Annotated in this window: 11 protein-coding genes and 1 pseudogene; 10 read left to right on the top strand and 2 right to left on the bottom strand. The window is 68.7% G+C overall.

The window, feature by feature from the left end:
* Positions 1-372: 372 nt before the first annotated feature.
* The 9 genes from ngcE to ABZ078_RS23730 all read left to right on the top strand — a co-directional run bounded on the left by ngcE (position 373) and on the right by ABZ078_RS23730 (position 12,537).
* On the top strand, positions 373-1,863 hold the full coding sequence (ngcE, locus tag ABZ078_RS23770) for an N-acetylglucosamine/diacetylchitobiose ABC transporter substrate-binding protein (protein ID WP_356578155.1): 1,491 nt from the start codon (positions 373-375) through the stop codon (positions 1,861-1,863).
* Positions 1,864-1,903: 40 nt separating this feature from the next.
* Positions 1,904-2,827 (top strand): sugar ABC transporter permease, encoded by a 924-nt coding sequence (locus ABZ078_RS23765; protein WP_356578153.1) that lies wholly within the window; start codon positions 1,904-1,906, stop codon positions 2,825-2,827.
* 12 nt (positions 2,828-2,839) lie between these two features.
* A complete protein-coding gene (locus ABZ078_RS23760; protein ID WP_356578151.1) occupies positions 2,840-3,772 on the top strand; it encodes a carbohydrate ABC transporter permease in 933 nt (310 codons plus the stop codon).
* A gap of 209 nt (positions 3,773-3,981) precedes the next feature.
* Entirely contained in the window at positions 3,982-5,193 is a 1,212-nt protein-coding gene (locus ABZ078_RS23755; RefSeq protein WP_356578232.1) for an ROK family transcriptional regulator, read from the top strand.
* Between the two features lie 133 nt (positions 5,194-5,326).
* On the top strand, positions 5,327-6,424 hold the full coding sequence (locus tag ABZ078_RS23750) for a substrate-binding domain-containing protein (RefSeq protein ID WP_356578230.1): 1,098 nt from the start codon (positions 5,327-5,329) through the stop codon (positions 6,422-6,424).
* A 182-nt stretch (positions 6,425-6,606) separates the two neighbouring features.
* A complete protein-coding gene (locus ABZ078_RS23745) occupies positions 6,607-7,398 on the top strand; it encodes an ATP-binding cassette domain-containing protein (protein ID WP_356578149.1) in 792 nt (263 codons plus the stop codon).
* Positions 7,395-8,690 carry a sugar ABC transporter permease gene (locus tag ABZ078_RS23740; RefSeq protein WP_356578147.1) on the top strand — a complete coding sequence of 432 codons (1,296 nt, stop codon included), beginning with the start codon at positions 7,395-7,397 and terminating at the stop codon, positions 8,688-8,690. The genes ABZ078_RS23745 and ABZ078_RS23740 overlap by 4 nt, the downstream gene beginning before the upstream one ends.
* A 204-nt stretch (positions 8,691-8,894) precedes the next feature.
* Positions 8,895-10,823, top strand: coding sequence for a 1-deoxy-D-xylulose-5-phosphate synthase (dxs, locus tag ABZ078_RS23735; protein ID WP_356578143.1), 1,929 nt, complete (start codon positions 8,895-8,897; stop codon positions 10,821-10,823).
* Positions 10,824-11,013: 190 nt separating this feature from the next.
* Positions 11,014-12,537, top strand: a complete 1,524-nt coding sequence (locus ABZ078_RS23730) for an amino acid permease (RefSeq protein ID WP_356578141.1) — start codon at positions 11,014-11,016, stop codon at positions 12,535-12,537.
* Between the two features lie 37 nt (positions 12,538-12,574).
* Here ABZ078_RS23730 and ABZ078_RS23725 read toward each other — a convergent pair.
* A pseudogene (locus ABZ078_RS23725) lies at positions 12,575-12,945 on the bottom strand (NTP pyrophosphohydrolase).
* 53 nt (positions 12,946-12,998) lie between these two features.
* Positions 12,999-13,904, bottom strand: coding sequence for an NAD(P)-dependent oxidoreductase (locus ABZ078_RS23720; RefSeq protein WP_356578139.1), 906 nt, complete (start codon positions 13,902-13,904; stop codon positions 12,999-13,001).
* 98 nt (positions 13,905-14,002) lie between these two features.
* Here ABZ078_RS23720 and ABZ078_RS23715 point away from each other — a divergent pair, with 98 nt between their 5' ends.
* Positions 14,003-15,019: a hypothetical protein gene (locus ABZ078_RS23715; protein ID WP_356578137.1), complete on the top strand. Its 1,017-nt coding sequence runs from the start codon at positions 14,003-14,005 to the stop codon at positions 15,017-15,019.
* The last annotated feature ends 71 nt before the right edge of the window (positions 15,020-15,090 follow it).

Genomic DNA, 15,090 nt, shown 5'->3' with positions numbered 1-15,090 from the left:
GCTGCTTCAACGGGTAGCCTCCCTGCGCACGGGACAACGTTGTCAACTTCGATGCGCAAGGATCAGTTGTGGCCCAAGTACTCAGTCATGTCAAGGGTGTTGGATGTGGCAATCGGGGCCGATGGCAGGGAATTTTCCGCCAAGGAACGCGCAGGTCGCTCGTATTTCCGGCAGGTCTCAACTCGGAAAAGACCACCGGCCAACCTTGCATTCGATCTTGCTCCGTTGGCGGGAAGTGGACTATACCTATCGGCGATTCACACGATCCGCACTTCCTGCACGACCCAGCCTGCACGACCAGTTCGACCCGATCGCGGTGCCGGGGAGGATCCGGTTCACCGCCTGAGTCCTGGAGAAGGCGAGGACTTGAGCATGGGATCCACTTCCGCCGAGAACGTCGAGAACGTCGAGAACGATGGCACCGAGAACACCGGCGCACCTGGTGTCGGACGCCGCGACCTGATCAGGCGGTCCGTCGCGCTCGGTCTGATCTCCGTACCGACGATGAGCTTCCTGTCGGCCTGTGCCACCGGCGGTGGCGGCGGCGAGAGCCAGGAGAGCAAGGCGCCCGGTGGTCCGAAGTCGGCCACCAACCCGCTCGGCGTGAAGGAGGGTGCCGCGCTGGAGGCGTTCATCTTCAAGGGCGGCCTCGGTGACCAGTACGCCAAGGACGCGGAGGCCGACTACAAGGCGAAGTACAAGGCCGAGGTCAAGCACACCGGTACCCAGCAGGTCGGCCCGAAGCTGACCCCGCGCTTCGCGGGCGGCAACCCGCCGGACGTCATCGACAACTCCGGCGCCGACCACCTCGACATGAACAAGCTGTCCACCCAGGGCCAGCTCCAGGACCTCCAGCCGCTGCTCGACGCGCCCTCGTTGGACGACGCGAGCAAGAAGATCTCGGACGTCATCCACCCGAGCACCATCGAGAAGGGCAAGCACGGCGACACCTTCGACGTGCTCTACTACGCCTTCACCATCTACGGCACCTGGTACTCGCAGAAGGCCCTCGACGACAACGGCTGGGAGTACCCCAAATCGCTCGACGACATGGTCAAGCTGTGCGGCGAGATCAAGAAGAAGGGCATCGCGCCCTGGACGTACGCCGGAAAGTATCCGTACTACGTCCATTTCAACCTGTTCGCCCAGATCGCCAAGATCGGCGGCATGGACGGCTGGATCGCCATCGACAACCTGGAGCCGAACGCCTGGACCGGCAACGACGCGGTCAAGCAGGTCGTCGAGCACTACGAGGAGCTGGCCGCCAAGAAGTACTTCCTCCAAGGCAGCCAGGGCCTGACGCACATTCAGTCGCAGACCGCCTGGAACAAGGGCAAGGCGATCTTCATCCCCAACGGCTCCTGGGTGGAGAACGAGGCCGCCCCGACCACGCCCAAGGACTTCCGGATGTCCGTCGGTGCCCTCTTCGACGGCTCCGGCGGCGACAAGCTGCCGCACGGCACCCTGCGCGCCGAGCCCAGCGAGCCCTACATCGTGGCCGGCAAGGGGAAGAACCCGGCCGGCGGCATGGAGCTGCTGCGCATCATGCTCTCCAAGAAGCACGCGCAGAACTTCGCCACCAAGGTCAAGTCGCTGACCTGTGTCGTCGACGCCACCGAGGGCATGACTCTCTCGCCGGGCCTCGCCTCGGCGAGCAAGGCGTTCAAGGACGCCGGCGACAACATCATCAGCCTCCAGCTCCAGGAGTGGTACCCCTCGCTGACGGACGAGAAGATCGGCGGGCTCACCGGCCAGCTCCTCACCGGTGAACTGAAGGCGGCCGACTGGATCAAGAAGACGCAGCAATACGCCGACGCCGTGGCGAAGGACGATTCCGTGAAGAAGTTCAAGCGCGAGAAGTAGGCCGGGCACAACACCGAGGGGAAGGTCCGGGAAGCACACCATGCAACACGGCAAATACCGATTCATCGTGGGCTTCCTGGCCCTGCCCGTGATCGTGTACGCGGTCTTCGTGATCTCGCCGTTCGTCCAGGCGTTCCAGATCTCGCTGACCGACTGGTCGGGCCTCGTCGGAACCGCGAAGTTCGTCGGACTCGAGAACTTCGAAAAGCTCTGGCACAACGAGGACTTCTGGAACGCGCTGTGGCACAACGTCTACATGCTGATCGCGGTGCCGATCGTGACGCTGGCGCTCGGCCTGTTCTTCGCCTTCATGCTCAACGTCGGCGGAAAACGCCGTAAGAACGAAGTCATCACCGGCGTCGCGGGTTCCAAGTTCTACCGTTTCGTCTTCTTCTTCCCGCAGGTCATCTCCATCACCATCATCGCCGTCATCTGGTTCAACATCTACAACCCCGACCCGCAGGACGGCATGCTCAACTCCCTGCTCGGCGCGGTCGGTCTGGACGGCTGGCAGAACGCCTGGCTGGGAGAGAAGAGTCTCGCCCTGATGTGCATCATGGCGGTGATGATCTGGTCCCACGTGGGCTTCTACGTCGTGCTGTTCTCGGCGGCGATGGCGTCCATCCCGCGGGACATCTACGAGGCGGCGCTGCTGGACGGCGCGGGCCGCTTCCACACCTTCTTCAGGATCACCCTGCCGCTGCTGTGGGACACCGTGCAGACCGGCTGGGTCTACATGGGCATCATCGCCCTGGACGGCTTCGCCCTGGTGCAGATCATGTCGGTCAACATGGGCGGCCCCGACGGCGCCACGGACGTCATGCCGCTGCGCCTGTACCTGACGGCCTTCCGCGACAGCCAGTTCGGCTACGCGTCCGCGATGGGCGTCGCGATGCTCATCGTCACCATGACGTTCGCAGTGCTCACCCTGCGCTTCGCGCGGCGTGAGCGGATCGAGTTCTAGGGGTACGGGGCGATGACGACCGACACGAACACCGGCACGGTCACCAAGACGGACGAGCCGGCCCGTCCGAAGGTGACCAAGACCCTCGGCCCGGCCGACGGCCGTACCTCCGAGGGCGGCGTCCTGCACGTCTTCTCGCACGGCATGCTCGTCGTGTGGGCGCTGATGGTGGGCGTACCGCTGCTGTGGGTGCTGTGGAGCTCCTTCAAGACGAGCAACGGCATCCTGTCCGACCCCTGGGGGCTGCCCACCTCGCTCCACCTCGAGAACTGGGCCAACGCCTGGAACAAGGCGAACATGGGCCGGTACTTCCTGAACACCGCGATCGTGGTGGGCGGTTCGGTGGTCGGCACGATGGTGCTGGGCTCGATGGCGGCGTACGTGCTGGCCCGGTTCACCTTCCCGGGCAACCGGTTCATCTACTTCATGTTCGTGGCAGGCATGTCCTTCCCGGTGTTCATGCTGGTCATCCCGCTGTTCTTCGTGCTGCGCGACTTCCCGGGCAGCACGCTGCTGGCGACGTACCACGGGCTGATCCTCGTCTACATCGCCTACTCGCTGCCGTTCACGGTCTTCTTCATGACCGCGTTCTTCCGCACGCTGCCGACGTCGGTCGCGGAGGCGGCGCTGATCGACGGCGCCTCGCACACACGCACGTTCTTCCAGGTGATGCTGCCGATGGCCAAGCCGGGCCTGATCAGCATCGGCATCTTCAACTTCCTGGGGCAGTGGAACCAGTACCTGCTGCCGATGGTCCTCAACCAGAACGAGGACAAGTACGTCCTCACCCAGGGCCTGGCGATGATCGCCCTCCAGCAGGGCTACGAGAACGACTGGGGCGCCCTGATGGCCGGCATGATGATCGCGATGCTGCCGGTGCTCATCGTCTACTTCATCTTCCAGCGGCAGGTGCAGGCGGGCCTGACGGCCGGCGCACTGAAGTAAACGCTGTCTGTTGGCCCCAGCGTAAGGGGCACGTCACTGAGTGTCGAAACTGGGCCGCCCCGGGACGGGGCGGCTCACGTGTGCGTGTACACACCCCCGGATCCGGTTCAACCTCTTGACGGGAGGCAACCCGAACGGCTCAGCTTAGAGTTCACTAGTTGGACATGAACGGGGCCCCGTCGAAGCGGTCCCGCGCGCAGGAGGTCGTCGTGGAGACTCCGGGGTCGCAGTCGTCGCTGCACCGAGCCAACCTGGAGCGGGTCGTCCGTGCCGTCAGGCTGGCCGGATCGCTCACCCAGGCGGAGATCGCCAGGACCACGGGTCTGTCCGCGGCGACGGTCTCGAACATCGTCCGGGAGCTCAAGGACGGCGGAACGGTCGAGGTCACGCCCACGTCGGCGGGTGGCCGCCGGGCCCGCAGCGTCTCGCTCAGCGGTGACGCCGGGATCGTCATAGGAGTCGACTTCGGCCATACGCATCTGCGCGTCGCGGTCGGGAACCTCGCCCACCAGGTGCTGGCCGAGGAGTCCGAGCCGCTCGATGTCGACGCCTCCTCGACGCAGGGCTTCGACCGGGCGGAGGAGCTGGTCAATCGCCTGATCGCGGCAACGGGAGTCGACCGGTCCAAGATCGCCGGGGTCGGCCTCGGCGTACCCGGCCCCATCGACGTCGAGTCCGGCACCCTGGGCTCGACCGCCATCCTGCCCGGCTGGACCGGCACCAAGCCGGCGGAGGAGCTGCGCGGCCGGCTCGGCGTGCCCGTGCACGTGGACAACGACGCCAACCTGGGCGCCCTCGGCGAGCTGGTCTGGGGCAGTGGCCGGGGGGTGCGGGACCTGGCGTACATCAAGGTCGCGAGCGGTGTGGGTGCCGGTCTGGTCATCAGCGGCAAGATCTACCGGGGCCCGGGCGGCACAGCGGGAGAAATCGGACATATCACCCTTGACGAGTCCGGCCCGGTCTGCCGCTGCGGAAACCGGGGCTGCCTGGAGACCTTCGCGGCCGCCCGCTATGTGCTGCCGCTGCTCCAGTCCAGCCATGGCACCGACCTCACCATGGAGGGCGTCGTACGGCTGGCCAGGGACGGAGACCCGGGCTGCCGTCGGGTGATCGCCGACGTCGGCCGCCATATCGGCAGTGGAGTCGCCAACCTCTGCAATCTCCTGAACCCGAGCCGCGTGGTCCTCGGCGGTGATCTCGCCGAAGCCGGTGAGCTGGTCCTCGGGCCGATCCGGGAGTCCGTCGGCCGCTATGCCATTCCCAGCGCGGCACGCCAACTGTCCGTTCTTCCCGGGGCACTTGGCGGACGCGCGGAGGTGCTCGGCGCACTCGCGCTCGCGCTCAGCGAGATGGGTGATTCCGCGCTTTTGGACGGAACTGTCGCCAGTACGCCGCAGGTAGCCGCCCCTGCCTTCACTTAGAGAACGGATGGCACCGTTGCCAAGCCGTTAAGGATTTACTTCTTGACGTCGTACGTGTGGCCGAGTTGACTTCCAGCCACCTCGGCCGCAATGTCGCGGCCTCGTCAGGGAGGTTTCTGAAGTGAACACGCGTATGCGTCGTGCCGCCGTCGCCGTCGCCGCTGGTGCGATGGCCGTCTCGCTGGCTGCCTGTGGCAGCGCCGAGGAAGCGGGCGGCGGCAACGACTCCACTGCTTCCGCCGCCAAGGGTGATGACATCAAGGTCGGTCTCCTGCTCCCGGAGAACCAGACCGCGCGCTACGAGAAGTTCGACCGCCCGCTGATCCAGCAGAAGATCAAGGAGCTGACGAACGGCAAGGCGACCGTCGACTACAACAACGCCAAGCAGGACGCCAACCTGCAGGCACAGCAGGTCGACACCATGATCACCAACAAGGTGGACGTCCTGATCCTGGACGCCGTCGACGCCAAGGCGATCAAGAACTCCGTGCAGAAGGCCGTGGACCAGGGCATCAAGGTCGTCGCCTACGACCGCCTGGCCGAGGGCCCGATCAGCGCCTACACCTCGTTCGACAACGTGCAGGTCGGCAAGACGCAGGGCGAGGCCCTGCTGAAGGCCCTGGGCGACAAGGCCAAGGACGGCCAGATCGTCATGATGAACGGCTCCGTCACCGACCCGAACGCCGCCCAGTTCAAGGAGGGCGCGCACGCCGCCCTCGACGGCAAGGTGAAGATCGGCAAGGAGTACGACACCAAGGAGTGGAAGCCGGAGAACGCCAACGCCAACATGGAGGCGGCCATCTCCGCCCTCGGCAAGGACAAGATCGTCGGCGTCTACTCCGCCAACGACGGCATGGCGGGCGGCATCATCACCGCCCTGAAGGCGGCCGGCATCGACGTCCCGGTCACCGGCCAGGACGCGGAACTCGCCGCCGTGCAGCGCATCGTCGCCGGTGAGCAGTACATGAGCGTCTACAAGCCGTACGCTCCCGAGGCCGAGGCCGCCGCCGAGATGGCCGTCGCGCTCGCCCAGGGCAAGTCGCTCGACTCCGTCGCCAAGGACAAGGTCGACAGCGGCAGCGAGAAGGGCATCCCGTCCGTGCTCGTGCCCGTCACCTCGCTGACCAAGGACAACATCAACGACACCGTCATCAAGGACGGCGTCTACACGGCCGCCGAGATCTGCACCGGCAAGTACAAGGCCGCCTGCGACAAGCTCGGCATCAAGTAAGCAGCCCCAGGTCCCTTGCCGGGTACGGGCGTTCGTCCCTGAACTCCCGCACGGGACATGACTGCTCCAACTCCTCCGGCGTCCCGCGCGTCATCCAGCCCCGCAAAGCTCGGCGCGGGGCGCCGGACGGAACTCCCCCAACTCTTCTGCACTACCTTCCGCCGGGTCAGGCGGCGAAGGAGATGGTTCACGTGTCCGCTACGCCCGTGCTGGCGTTGCGCGGGGTCTCCAAGCGATTCGGTGCCGTTCAGGCGCTCACCGACGTAGAGCTTGAGGTCCACGCCGGTGAAGTGGTCGCCCTGGTGGGCGACAACGGCGCCGGAAAGTCCACGCTGGTCAAGACGATCGCCGGCGTGCACCCCATCGATGAGGGCGTCATCGAGTGGGAAGGCAAGGCCGTTTCGATCAACCGGCCGCACGACGCCCAGAGCCTGGGCATCGCGACGGTGTACCAGGACCTCGCGCTGTGCGACAACATCGACGTCGTCGGCAACCTCTTCCTGGGCCGCGAGCTGAAGAAGCGCGGCATCCTCGACGAGGTCGAGATGGAGCGCCGCTCCCGCGAGCTGCTCCAGACGCTGTCGATCCGCATCCCCAGCGTCCGCATCCCGATCGCCTCGCTCTCCGGCGGTCAGCGCCAGACCGTGGCCATCGCCCGCTCCATGCTCGGCGAGCCCAGGCTCGTCATCCTCGACGAGCCCACCGCGGCCCTCGGCGTCGAGCAGACCGCCCAGGTCCTCGACCTCGTGGAGCGGCTGCGCGAGCGCGGGCACGCCGTCATCCTCATCAGCCACAACATGGCCGACGTCAAGGCCGTCGCGGACAAGGTCGCGGTGCTGCGCCTCGGCCGCAACAACGGCGTCTTCGAGGTCAAGACGACCTCGCAGGAGGAGATCATCTCCGCCATCACCGGCGCCACCGACAACGCCGTGACCCGCCGTGCGGCGCGCACGACCGGGGAGGTTTCCAAGTGAGCATCGACAAGACCTCCACGACACCGAAGGACGAGCACGAGGTCGTCAACACCGAGGCCGCCGCGGCCGCGGTGACCGCGGTCGACCCCCGCCTGCTGGTGCAGGAGCAGGGCCTGGCCGGTTACCTCACCGAGTTCCGGCGCAAGCTGAAGGCCGGTGAGCTGGGCTCCCTGCCGGTCATCCTCGGCCTGATCGCCATCTGCGTCATCTTCCAGAGCCTGAACTCCGCCTTCCTGTCCGCGCAGAACATCAGCGACATCACCGTCACCATGGTCGGCACGGGCATGATCTCCGTCGGCATCGTCTTCGTGCTGCTGCTCGGCGAGATCGACCTGTCCGTCGGCTCGGTCAGCGGCGCGTCCAGCGCCATCGCGGCCGTCCTCGCGGTGAACCAGGGCTGGCCCGAGTGGGCGGCCGTGCTGTTCGCAGTCGCCGCCGGTGTCGTCATCGGCGCGGCGCACGGCTTCTTCTTCGCGGTGCTCGGCGCTCCCGCCTTCGCCGTCACCCTGGCCGGTCTGCTGTTCTGGCTCGGCTTCATGCTCCAGACACTGGGCGAGAACGGCACGATCAACCTCGACAGCGACGGGCTGATCGGCAAGCTGACCACGTACTTCTTCACCGACGTGGCCGCCGCGTACGGCCTGGCGGCCGTGGTGACCGCTGTGTTCTTCATCACCTCGTTCCTCGGCAACCGCCGCCGCGCCGCCGTCGGGATCCCGTCCCGGCCGCTGAGCGACACGATCCTGCGGACGGTACTGCTCGGTGTGGTCTCCTTCGCGGCGGCGATCATGTACAACCAGTACAAGGGTCTGCCGCTGGCCACCGTGATCTTCCTGGTGTTCCTGGTCGGCACGGACTTCCTGCTGCGCAGGACGGCGTACGGCCGCAAGGTCTTCGCCCTCGGTGGCAGCGTCGAGGCCTCGCGTCGTGCGGGTATCAACGTGACCGCGGTGCGGATCTCCGTGTTCGCGATCTCGGGCGGCTTCGCGGCGATCGGCGGTCTCTTCCTCGCCTCGAAGATCGCCTCCGCCAACCAGAGCGCCGGTACCGGTGACCTGCTGATGAACGCCATCGCCGCGGCCGTCATCGGTGGTACGTCGCTGTTCGGCGGTCGTGGGCGGACGTGGAACGCGCTGCTCGGTGTGCTGGTGATCGTCTCCATCCAGTACGGGCTGCAGCTGGAGTCCATCGCCGAGCCGGTGAAGTACATGATCACCGCGGGTGTTCTGCTGACGACGGTCGTGATCGACTCGATCACGCGCAAGACGCAGAAGACCGCGGGGCGCGCGTAGCGCTCCGCCCCGCGCCCCGTACCGGCGTGACCGTGCCCGGCACCGCATGGGTGCCGGGCACAGTCGTGTCGTACGGAGCGTTGCTCATGGGTAGAGCCGAACGGTGACGCATGACGCACCGCCCGGGCGTCGTCCCCGAGGGCGGAACATTAGACTCGACAAGCCCGGAAACAGCTCGAACAGCTCTAATGCAAGGAGGCACGGGTGCCGCTGCTGACCCGCATCACGGGACCGCGCGATCTGGACCGGCTCAGCCCGGAGCAGCTGGACCAGCTGGCGGAGGAGATCCGGACCTTCCTCGTCGACGCGGTTTCCAAGACCGGCGGCCACCTCGGCCCCAACCTCGGTGTCGTGGAGCTGACCATCGCCCTGCACCGGGTCTTCGACTCGCCCAAGGACAAGGTGCTCTGGGACACCGGCCACCAGTCCTACGTCCACAAGCTGCTCACCGGCCGCCAGGACTTCAGCCGGCTGAAGATGAAGGGCGGCCTGTCCGGCTACCCCTCGCAGGCCGAGTCCGAGCACGACATCATCGAGAACTCGCACGCCTCGACCGTCCTCGGCTGGGCCGACGGACTCGCCAAGGCCAACCAACTGCTCGAACGCGACAGCCATGTCGTGGCCGTCATCGGTGACGGCGCGCTGACCGGCGGCATGGCCTGGGAGGCGCTGAACAACATCGCCGAGGCCAAGGACCGCCCCCTCGTCATCGTCGTCAACGACAACGAGCGCTCCTACGCGCCCACCATCGGCGGCCTCGCCAACCACCTGGCGACCCTGCGCACCACCGACGGCTACGAGCGCTTCCTCGCCCGCACGAAGGAGATCCTCGACCGCACCCCCGTCGTCGGCAAGCCGCTCTACGAGACCCTCCACGGGGCCAAGAAGGGCCTCAAGGACTTCATCGCCCCGCAGGGCATGTTCGAGGACCTCGGCCTGAAGTACGTCGGCCCGATCGACGGGCACGACATCGAGGCCCTGGAGTCGGCGCTGGCACGCGCCAAGCGCTTCGGCGGCCCGGTCATCGTGCACTGCCTCACCGAGAAGGGCCGCGGCTACCAGCCCGCCCTCCAGGACGAGGCCGACCGCTTCCACGCCGTCGGCAAGATCCACCCCGACACCGGACTGCCGATCGCCACGTCCGGCGCCGACTGGACGTCCGTCTTCGGCGAGGAGATGGTCAAGCTGGGCGAGGAGCGCGAGGACATCGTCGCGATCACCGCGGCCATGCTCCAGCCGGTGGGCCTGGACAGGTTCGCCAAGCGGTTCCCCGAGCGGGTCTACGACGTCGGCATCGCCGAGCAGCACGGCGCCGTGTCCGCGGCGGGCCTGGCGACGGGCGGTGTGCACCCCGTCTTCGCCGTCTACGCCACCTTCCTCAACCGCGCCTTCGACCAGGTCCTCATGGACGTGGCGCTGCACAAGTGCGGGGTCACCTTCGTCCTGGACCGCGCCGGCGTCACCGGCACCGACGGCGCCTCCCACAACGGCATGTGGGACATGTCGATCCTCCAGGTCGTCCCCGGGCTGCGGCTGGCCGCCCCGCGCGACGCCGACCAGGTCCGGGCACAACTGCGCGAGGCCGTCCAGGTCAAGGACGCCCCGACCGTCGTCCGCTTCTCCAAGGGCGCCGTCGGCCCCGCCGTCCCCGCCGTCGGCCGCGTCGGCGGCATGGACGTGCTGCGCGAGCCCGGCACCGACACCCCGGACGTGCTGCTCGTCTCCGTCGGCGCCCTCGCGCCGATGTGCCTGGAGATCGCCGACCTGCTCGACAAGCAGGGCATCTCCACCACCGTCGTCGACCCGCGCTGGGTCAAGCCCGTCGACGAGGCCATGGCCCCGCTCGCCGAGCGGCACCGCGTGGTCGTCACCGTCGAGGACAACTCCCGGGTGGGCGGCGTCGGCTCGACGATCGCGCAGGCCCTGCGCGACGCGGGCGTGGACGTCCCGCTGCGCGACTTCGGCATCCCGCCGCGCTTCCTCGACCACGCCTCCCGCGCCGAGGTGATGGCCGAGATCGGCCTCACCGCCCCCGACATCGCCCGCCAGGTCACCGGTCTGGTCTCCAAGCTGGACGGCCGGTTCGACCGTACGGCGGCCGAGGTCGACTCGGTTGAGCCCGCCCGGGACTGACCCCACGGGTACGCCCGGGACTGACCCCACGGGTATGCCCGGGACCTGTCCCACGGGTACGGCCGTATGGGCCGGTTTCGCCATCGTGATGGTGGTGAAACCGGCCCATCTGTGTGACTCCGCCCGTGTCGGGGCATGCGTACCACGCCCCCTCTCGATCATGTCGAGGACAAGCGTGGGAGGTATGACCGTGAGCAGCACACTCTTCCGGACGAAGAGAGTCGAGCAGTCCATCCTCGACACCGAGGAGCCAGAGCACGCGCTCAAGAAGTCCTTGTCCGCGCTGGACCTGACCGTCTTCGGTGTCGGTGTCATCATCGGCACCGGCATCTTCGTCCTGACCGGAACAGTCGCCAAGAACAACGCCGGACCCGCGGTGGCCCTGGCGTTCGTCGCGGCCGGCGTGGCCTGCGCCCTGGCCGCCCTCTGTTACGCCGAGTTCGCCTCCACGGTTCCGGTCGCCGGGTCCGCGTACACGTTCTCGTACGCCTCCCTCGGCGAACTGCCCGCCTGGATCATCGGCTGGGACCTGGTCCTGGAGTTCGCGCTCGGGACGGCGGTGGTGGCCGTCGGCTGGTCCGGCTACATCCAGTCGCTCATGGACAACGCGGGCTGGGAGATGCCCGCGGCCCTGGGCAGCCGTGAGGGCGCCGACGCCTTCGGCTTCGACATCCTCGCCGCCGCGCTGGTCCTGGTGCTCACCGGCATCCTCGTCCTCGGCATGAAGCTGTCCGCGCGGATCACCTCGCTCGTCGTCGCCATCAAGGTGACGGTCGTCCTGACCGTGATCATCGCCGGTGCCTTCTTCATCGACGGCGACAACTACGACCCGTTCATTCCGAAGCAGCAGGCCGTGGAGGCCGGCGAGAGTCTCCAAGCCCCGCTGATCCAGCTCATGTTCGGCTGGGCGCCCTCCAACTTCGGCGTGATGGGCATCTTCACCGCCGCCTCGGTCGTGTTCTTCGCCTTCATCGGCTTCGACGTCGTGGCCACCGCCGCCGAGGAGACCAAGAACCCGCAGCGCGACATGCCGCGCGGCATCCTCGGCTCCCTCCTGATCTGCACCACGTTGTACGTCCTGGTGTCGATCGTCGTCACGGGCATGCAGCACTACAGCCGGCTGTCCGTGGACGCCCCGCTCGCCGACGCCTTCAAGGCCACCGGGCATCCGTGGTACGCGGGCTTCATCAGCTTCGGCGCCGCCGTCGGCCTGACGACCGTCTGCATGATCCTGCTCCTCGGACAGACCCGGGTCTTCTTCGCGATGAGCCGGGACGGACTGCTGCCCCGCTTCTTCTCCCAGGTGCACCCGCGGTTCAAGACCCCGCACCGGCCGACCATCCTGCTCGGCGTGGTCATCGCGGTTCTCGCCGGCTTCACCCCGCTGACGGAACTCGCCGCCCTGGTGAACATCGGCACCCTGTTCGCCTTCGTCGTCGTGGCCATCGGCGTGATCATCCTGCGCAAGAGCCGCCCCGACCTGCACCGGTCCTTCCGCACCCCCTGGGTGCCGGTCATTCCCATCCTGTCGGTGTGCGCCTCGCTCTGGCTGATGATCAACCTGCCCGCCGAGACCTGGGTCCGGTTCGCCATCTGGATGGCCGCCGGGTTCGTCGTGTACTTCCTCTATGGCCGCTCCCACAGCCGCCTCGGACGGCACGAGGAGACGAGCGTGGCGGAGGTGGAGAAGGGAGAGCGCGGAGACACCGCGTAGTCGAGCCCCACGGCGCGGGACCGCGTACGGCGGCCGGCTACGGCCGAACCGTACGCGGCCCCGCCACCTCGGCCCCCAACTCCGTGACCCTCCGGCGCAGTTCCCGATCCGCGGTCACCACCAGGCAGGGCCGCCCGCCCGCGTGCGCGACGAGCTCGACCATGTGGTCGTCCCCGCTCCCGCCCGCGGCTCAACCCGCACGCCCGGCACGGACTCCACGCCCCGAGCCGCCCCCTCCACCACGAGCACGATCTCCACGGGCCCCGCACGCCCCGGCACCCCGTCCGCCGCCAGCAGGTCCCGCAGCCGCTCCGCGGCCCCCCGCCGATCCCGCCACCACCCGTCGGGCACCGACCCGACGACATTCGCGGCGTCGACGATCACGAGCAGGGGGGCGTCCTCGTTCATGGGGCAAGGGTCGCACGGCGTTCCACGGCGTTCACGGGCCGAGGACCGCCGGCTCACTCCGCGGCCCGGTCCTTGCCCCCGTCCTCCTCGAAGCTGGCGAAGTAGGCCGCCGCCATGTCCTCGTCCCCGTGCCCCAGCGCGGCCGCCCGCTCGAAGCGCCGCGCACTGGCCTCGGCCACGTCCAGGCGGGCGCCGTACCGCTCGCCCGCCTCCACGATGAGCCGCGCGTCCTTCGCCGCCGTACCCACCGCGAACTGGGCCGGGGACAGGCTGCCGTTCAGCACCAGTCCGGTCTTGGCGCGCAGGTACCCCATGTCGAGCGGGCCGCCGTCGATCACCTCGAAGAACCGCTGGGGATCGACGTCGAGGGCATCGGCCAGCGCCAGCACCTCACCGGCCGCGTTCGTCACCGCCAGCACCCAGCTGTTGGCGACCAGCTTGAGACGGGTCGCGCTGCCCGCCCCGCCGTCCTCACCGGTCCACACCGTACGGGCACCGACGGCCTCGAACACCGGCGTCACCGTCCGACGCCCCTCGACCGGTCCCGCCGCCAGCACGGTGAGCCGACCTGCCTCGGCGGGCTGGCGGGTGCCGAGCACCGGGGCGTCGTAGAAGACGAGGCCGTGCTCGCGGGCGAAGGCGGCCAGGTCGGCGATCCCCTCGACGCCGGCGGTCGTCGACTGCACCCACGCGACGCCGGGGCGCAGCGCGGGCGCCGCCGCACGCATGACGTCCAGCGTCGCGGGACCGTCGTACAGCATGGTCAGGACGACGTCGGCGCCCTGGACCGCCTCGGCGGGGGTGTCGGCGACGAACGCGCCGTCGGCGGCCAGGGGTTCGGCCTTGGCCCGGGTACGGTTCCAGGCGCGGACGGCGTGCCCGGCCTTCGCGAGGTTGCGGGCCATCGCGGCGCCCATGATGCCGGTGCCCAGGACGCTCACGGTGAGCTTGTCGGTCATGACGTCGACTTCCTGTTCTCGTACGGAGGTTGCTGCTGGGATCCAGCTTGCCCGGGGGCGGGGCCGCCCGGCGGGCAGGCCCCGAATAGAGTGAACCGGTGAACGGCGACTGGCTCATCCGCGGCCGCGACGGCCGCCTCAGTGTCTATCTGCCGACCGACGACGCCCTCCTGTGCCGGGCGGAACTCGGGCCCGGTGGCCCGTGGGGACCCCCACGCCGGGTCGGCGGCGACCAGAAGCTGCGCCCCGGCCCCGCGGTCGGCCAGGGCGTCGACGCCTACGCCCATCTGGCCGCCTGGCGACCGACGAAGCCGGGTGAGGCCGGGCTCGTCCACTCCACGCACTTCCGGCCCCGGCTGGCCGCCCTGGACTGGATCTCGATCGGCCACCCCGACAGGACCGGCGACCGCACCGGCACGCCCGCGGTCACGGTCGACGCGCAGGGGCGCGCCCATGTCTTCGTGCGCAACAAGGGCGGCGGCGTCAGCATGCGCGGCCAGAAGGCGGTCGGCGGCTGGGGGCCGTGGCGCGACCTCAAGGGGCGGGAGGCCGACGACCGGCTCGCCGCCGTGACGGGGGAGTCCGGGCTCGTCGAGCTGTACGCCGCCGCCCCCGGCGCCCTTCTGCACTGGCGGCAGGAGGAGCCGGGCAGCGTCCCGGTCCTGGAGGAGGCGATGGAGACCTCGGTCCGCCCGGGCACCCTGTACGCCCTCGCCACCTCCGCGGACCGCACCACCCTCTTCTACACGGACGACTCCGGCGACCTGTGCGCCTGGCGCCCCGGCGGCAAGCCGGTGACCCTGCTGGCGTCCGCGGGGCCCGGCCCGGTGGCCGCGATCCGCTGTGAACTCGACGGCCACGACTGCACGTTGCTCGCCCAGCGCTCGGCGAGCGGCCGGGTCGCCTTCGCCGCGTATCCGACGGAGCAGGAGTCGGCGGGCGCGTGGTGGACCGCGTCGGGGCCGCAGCTCCCGGCCGACGCGGTGGTGGCGCTGGCCGTGGACGAGACCGAGCGGGTGGTCGCCGCCACGGCGTCCCCGTCGACGGGGCAGCTGCTCATCACCCGGCGCAACGACGAGCCGGGGCTGGCGTTGGAGGCGTGGCGCGAGGTGTGAACGGTCGGCGGGGCGTTTCATCCGGAACGCCGGTCCAGGCGGTTCGGCCCCCAGGCACGTACCCGACGACG

The organism is Streptomyces sp. NPDC006385, assembly GCF_040612485.1.
GTDB lineage: Bacteria > Actinomycetota > Actinomycetes > Streptomycetales > Streptomycetaceae > Streptomyces.
Note: the sequence above shows the minus strand (reverse complement) of the source record. Positions and strands in the feature narration are given on the sequence as shown.

Bases quoted from the DNA above. Each gene is read 5' to 3' on its own strand.
- ABZ078_RS23765 (WP_356578153.1), top strand. From the start codon at position 1,904: ATGCAACACGGCAAATACCGATTCATCGTGGGCTTCCTGGCCCTGCCC.
- ABZ078_RS23745 (WP_356578149.1), top strand. From the start codon at position 6,607: ATGGTTCACGTGTCCGCTACGCCCGTGCTGGCGTTGCGCGGGGTCTCC.
- ABZ078_RS23760 (WP_356578151.1), top strand. From the start codon at position 2,840: ATGACGACCGACACGAACACCGGCACGGTCACCAAGACGGACGAGCCG.
- ABZ078_RS23750 (WP_356578230.1), top strand. From the start codon at position 5,327: ATGCGTCGTGCCGCCGTCGCCGTCGCCGCTGGTGCGATGGCCGTCTCG.
- ngcE (WP_356578155.1), top strand. From the start codon at position 373: ATGGGATCCACTTCCGCCGAGAACGTCGAGAACGTCGAGAACGATGGC.
- ABZ078_RS23720 (WP_356578139.1), bottom strand. From the start codon at position 13,904: ATGACCGACAAGCTCACCGTGAGCGTCCTGGGCACCGGCATCATGGGC.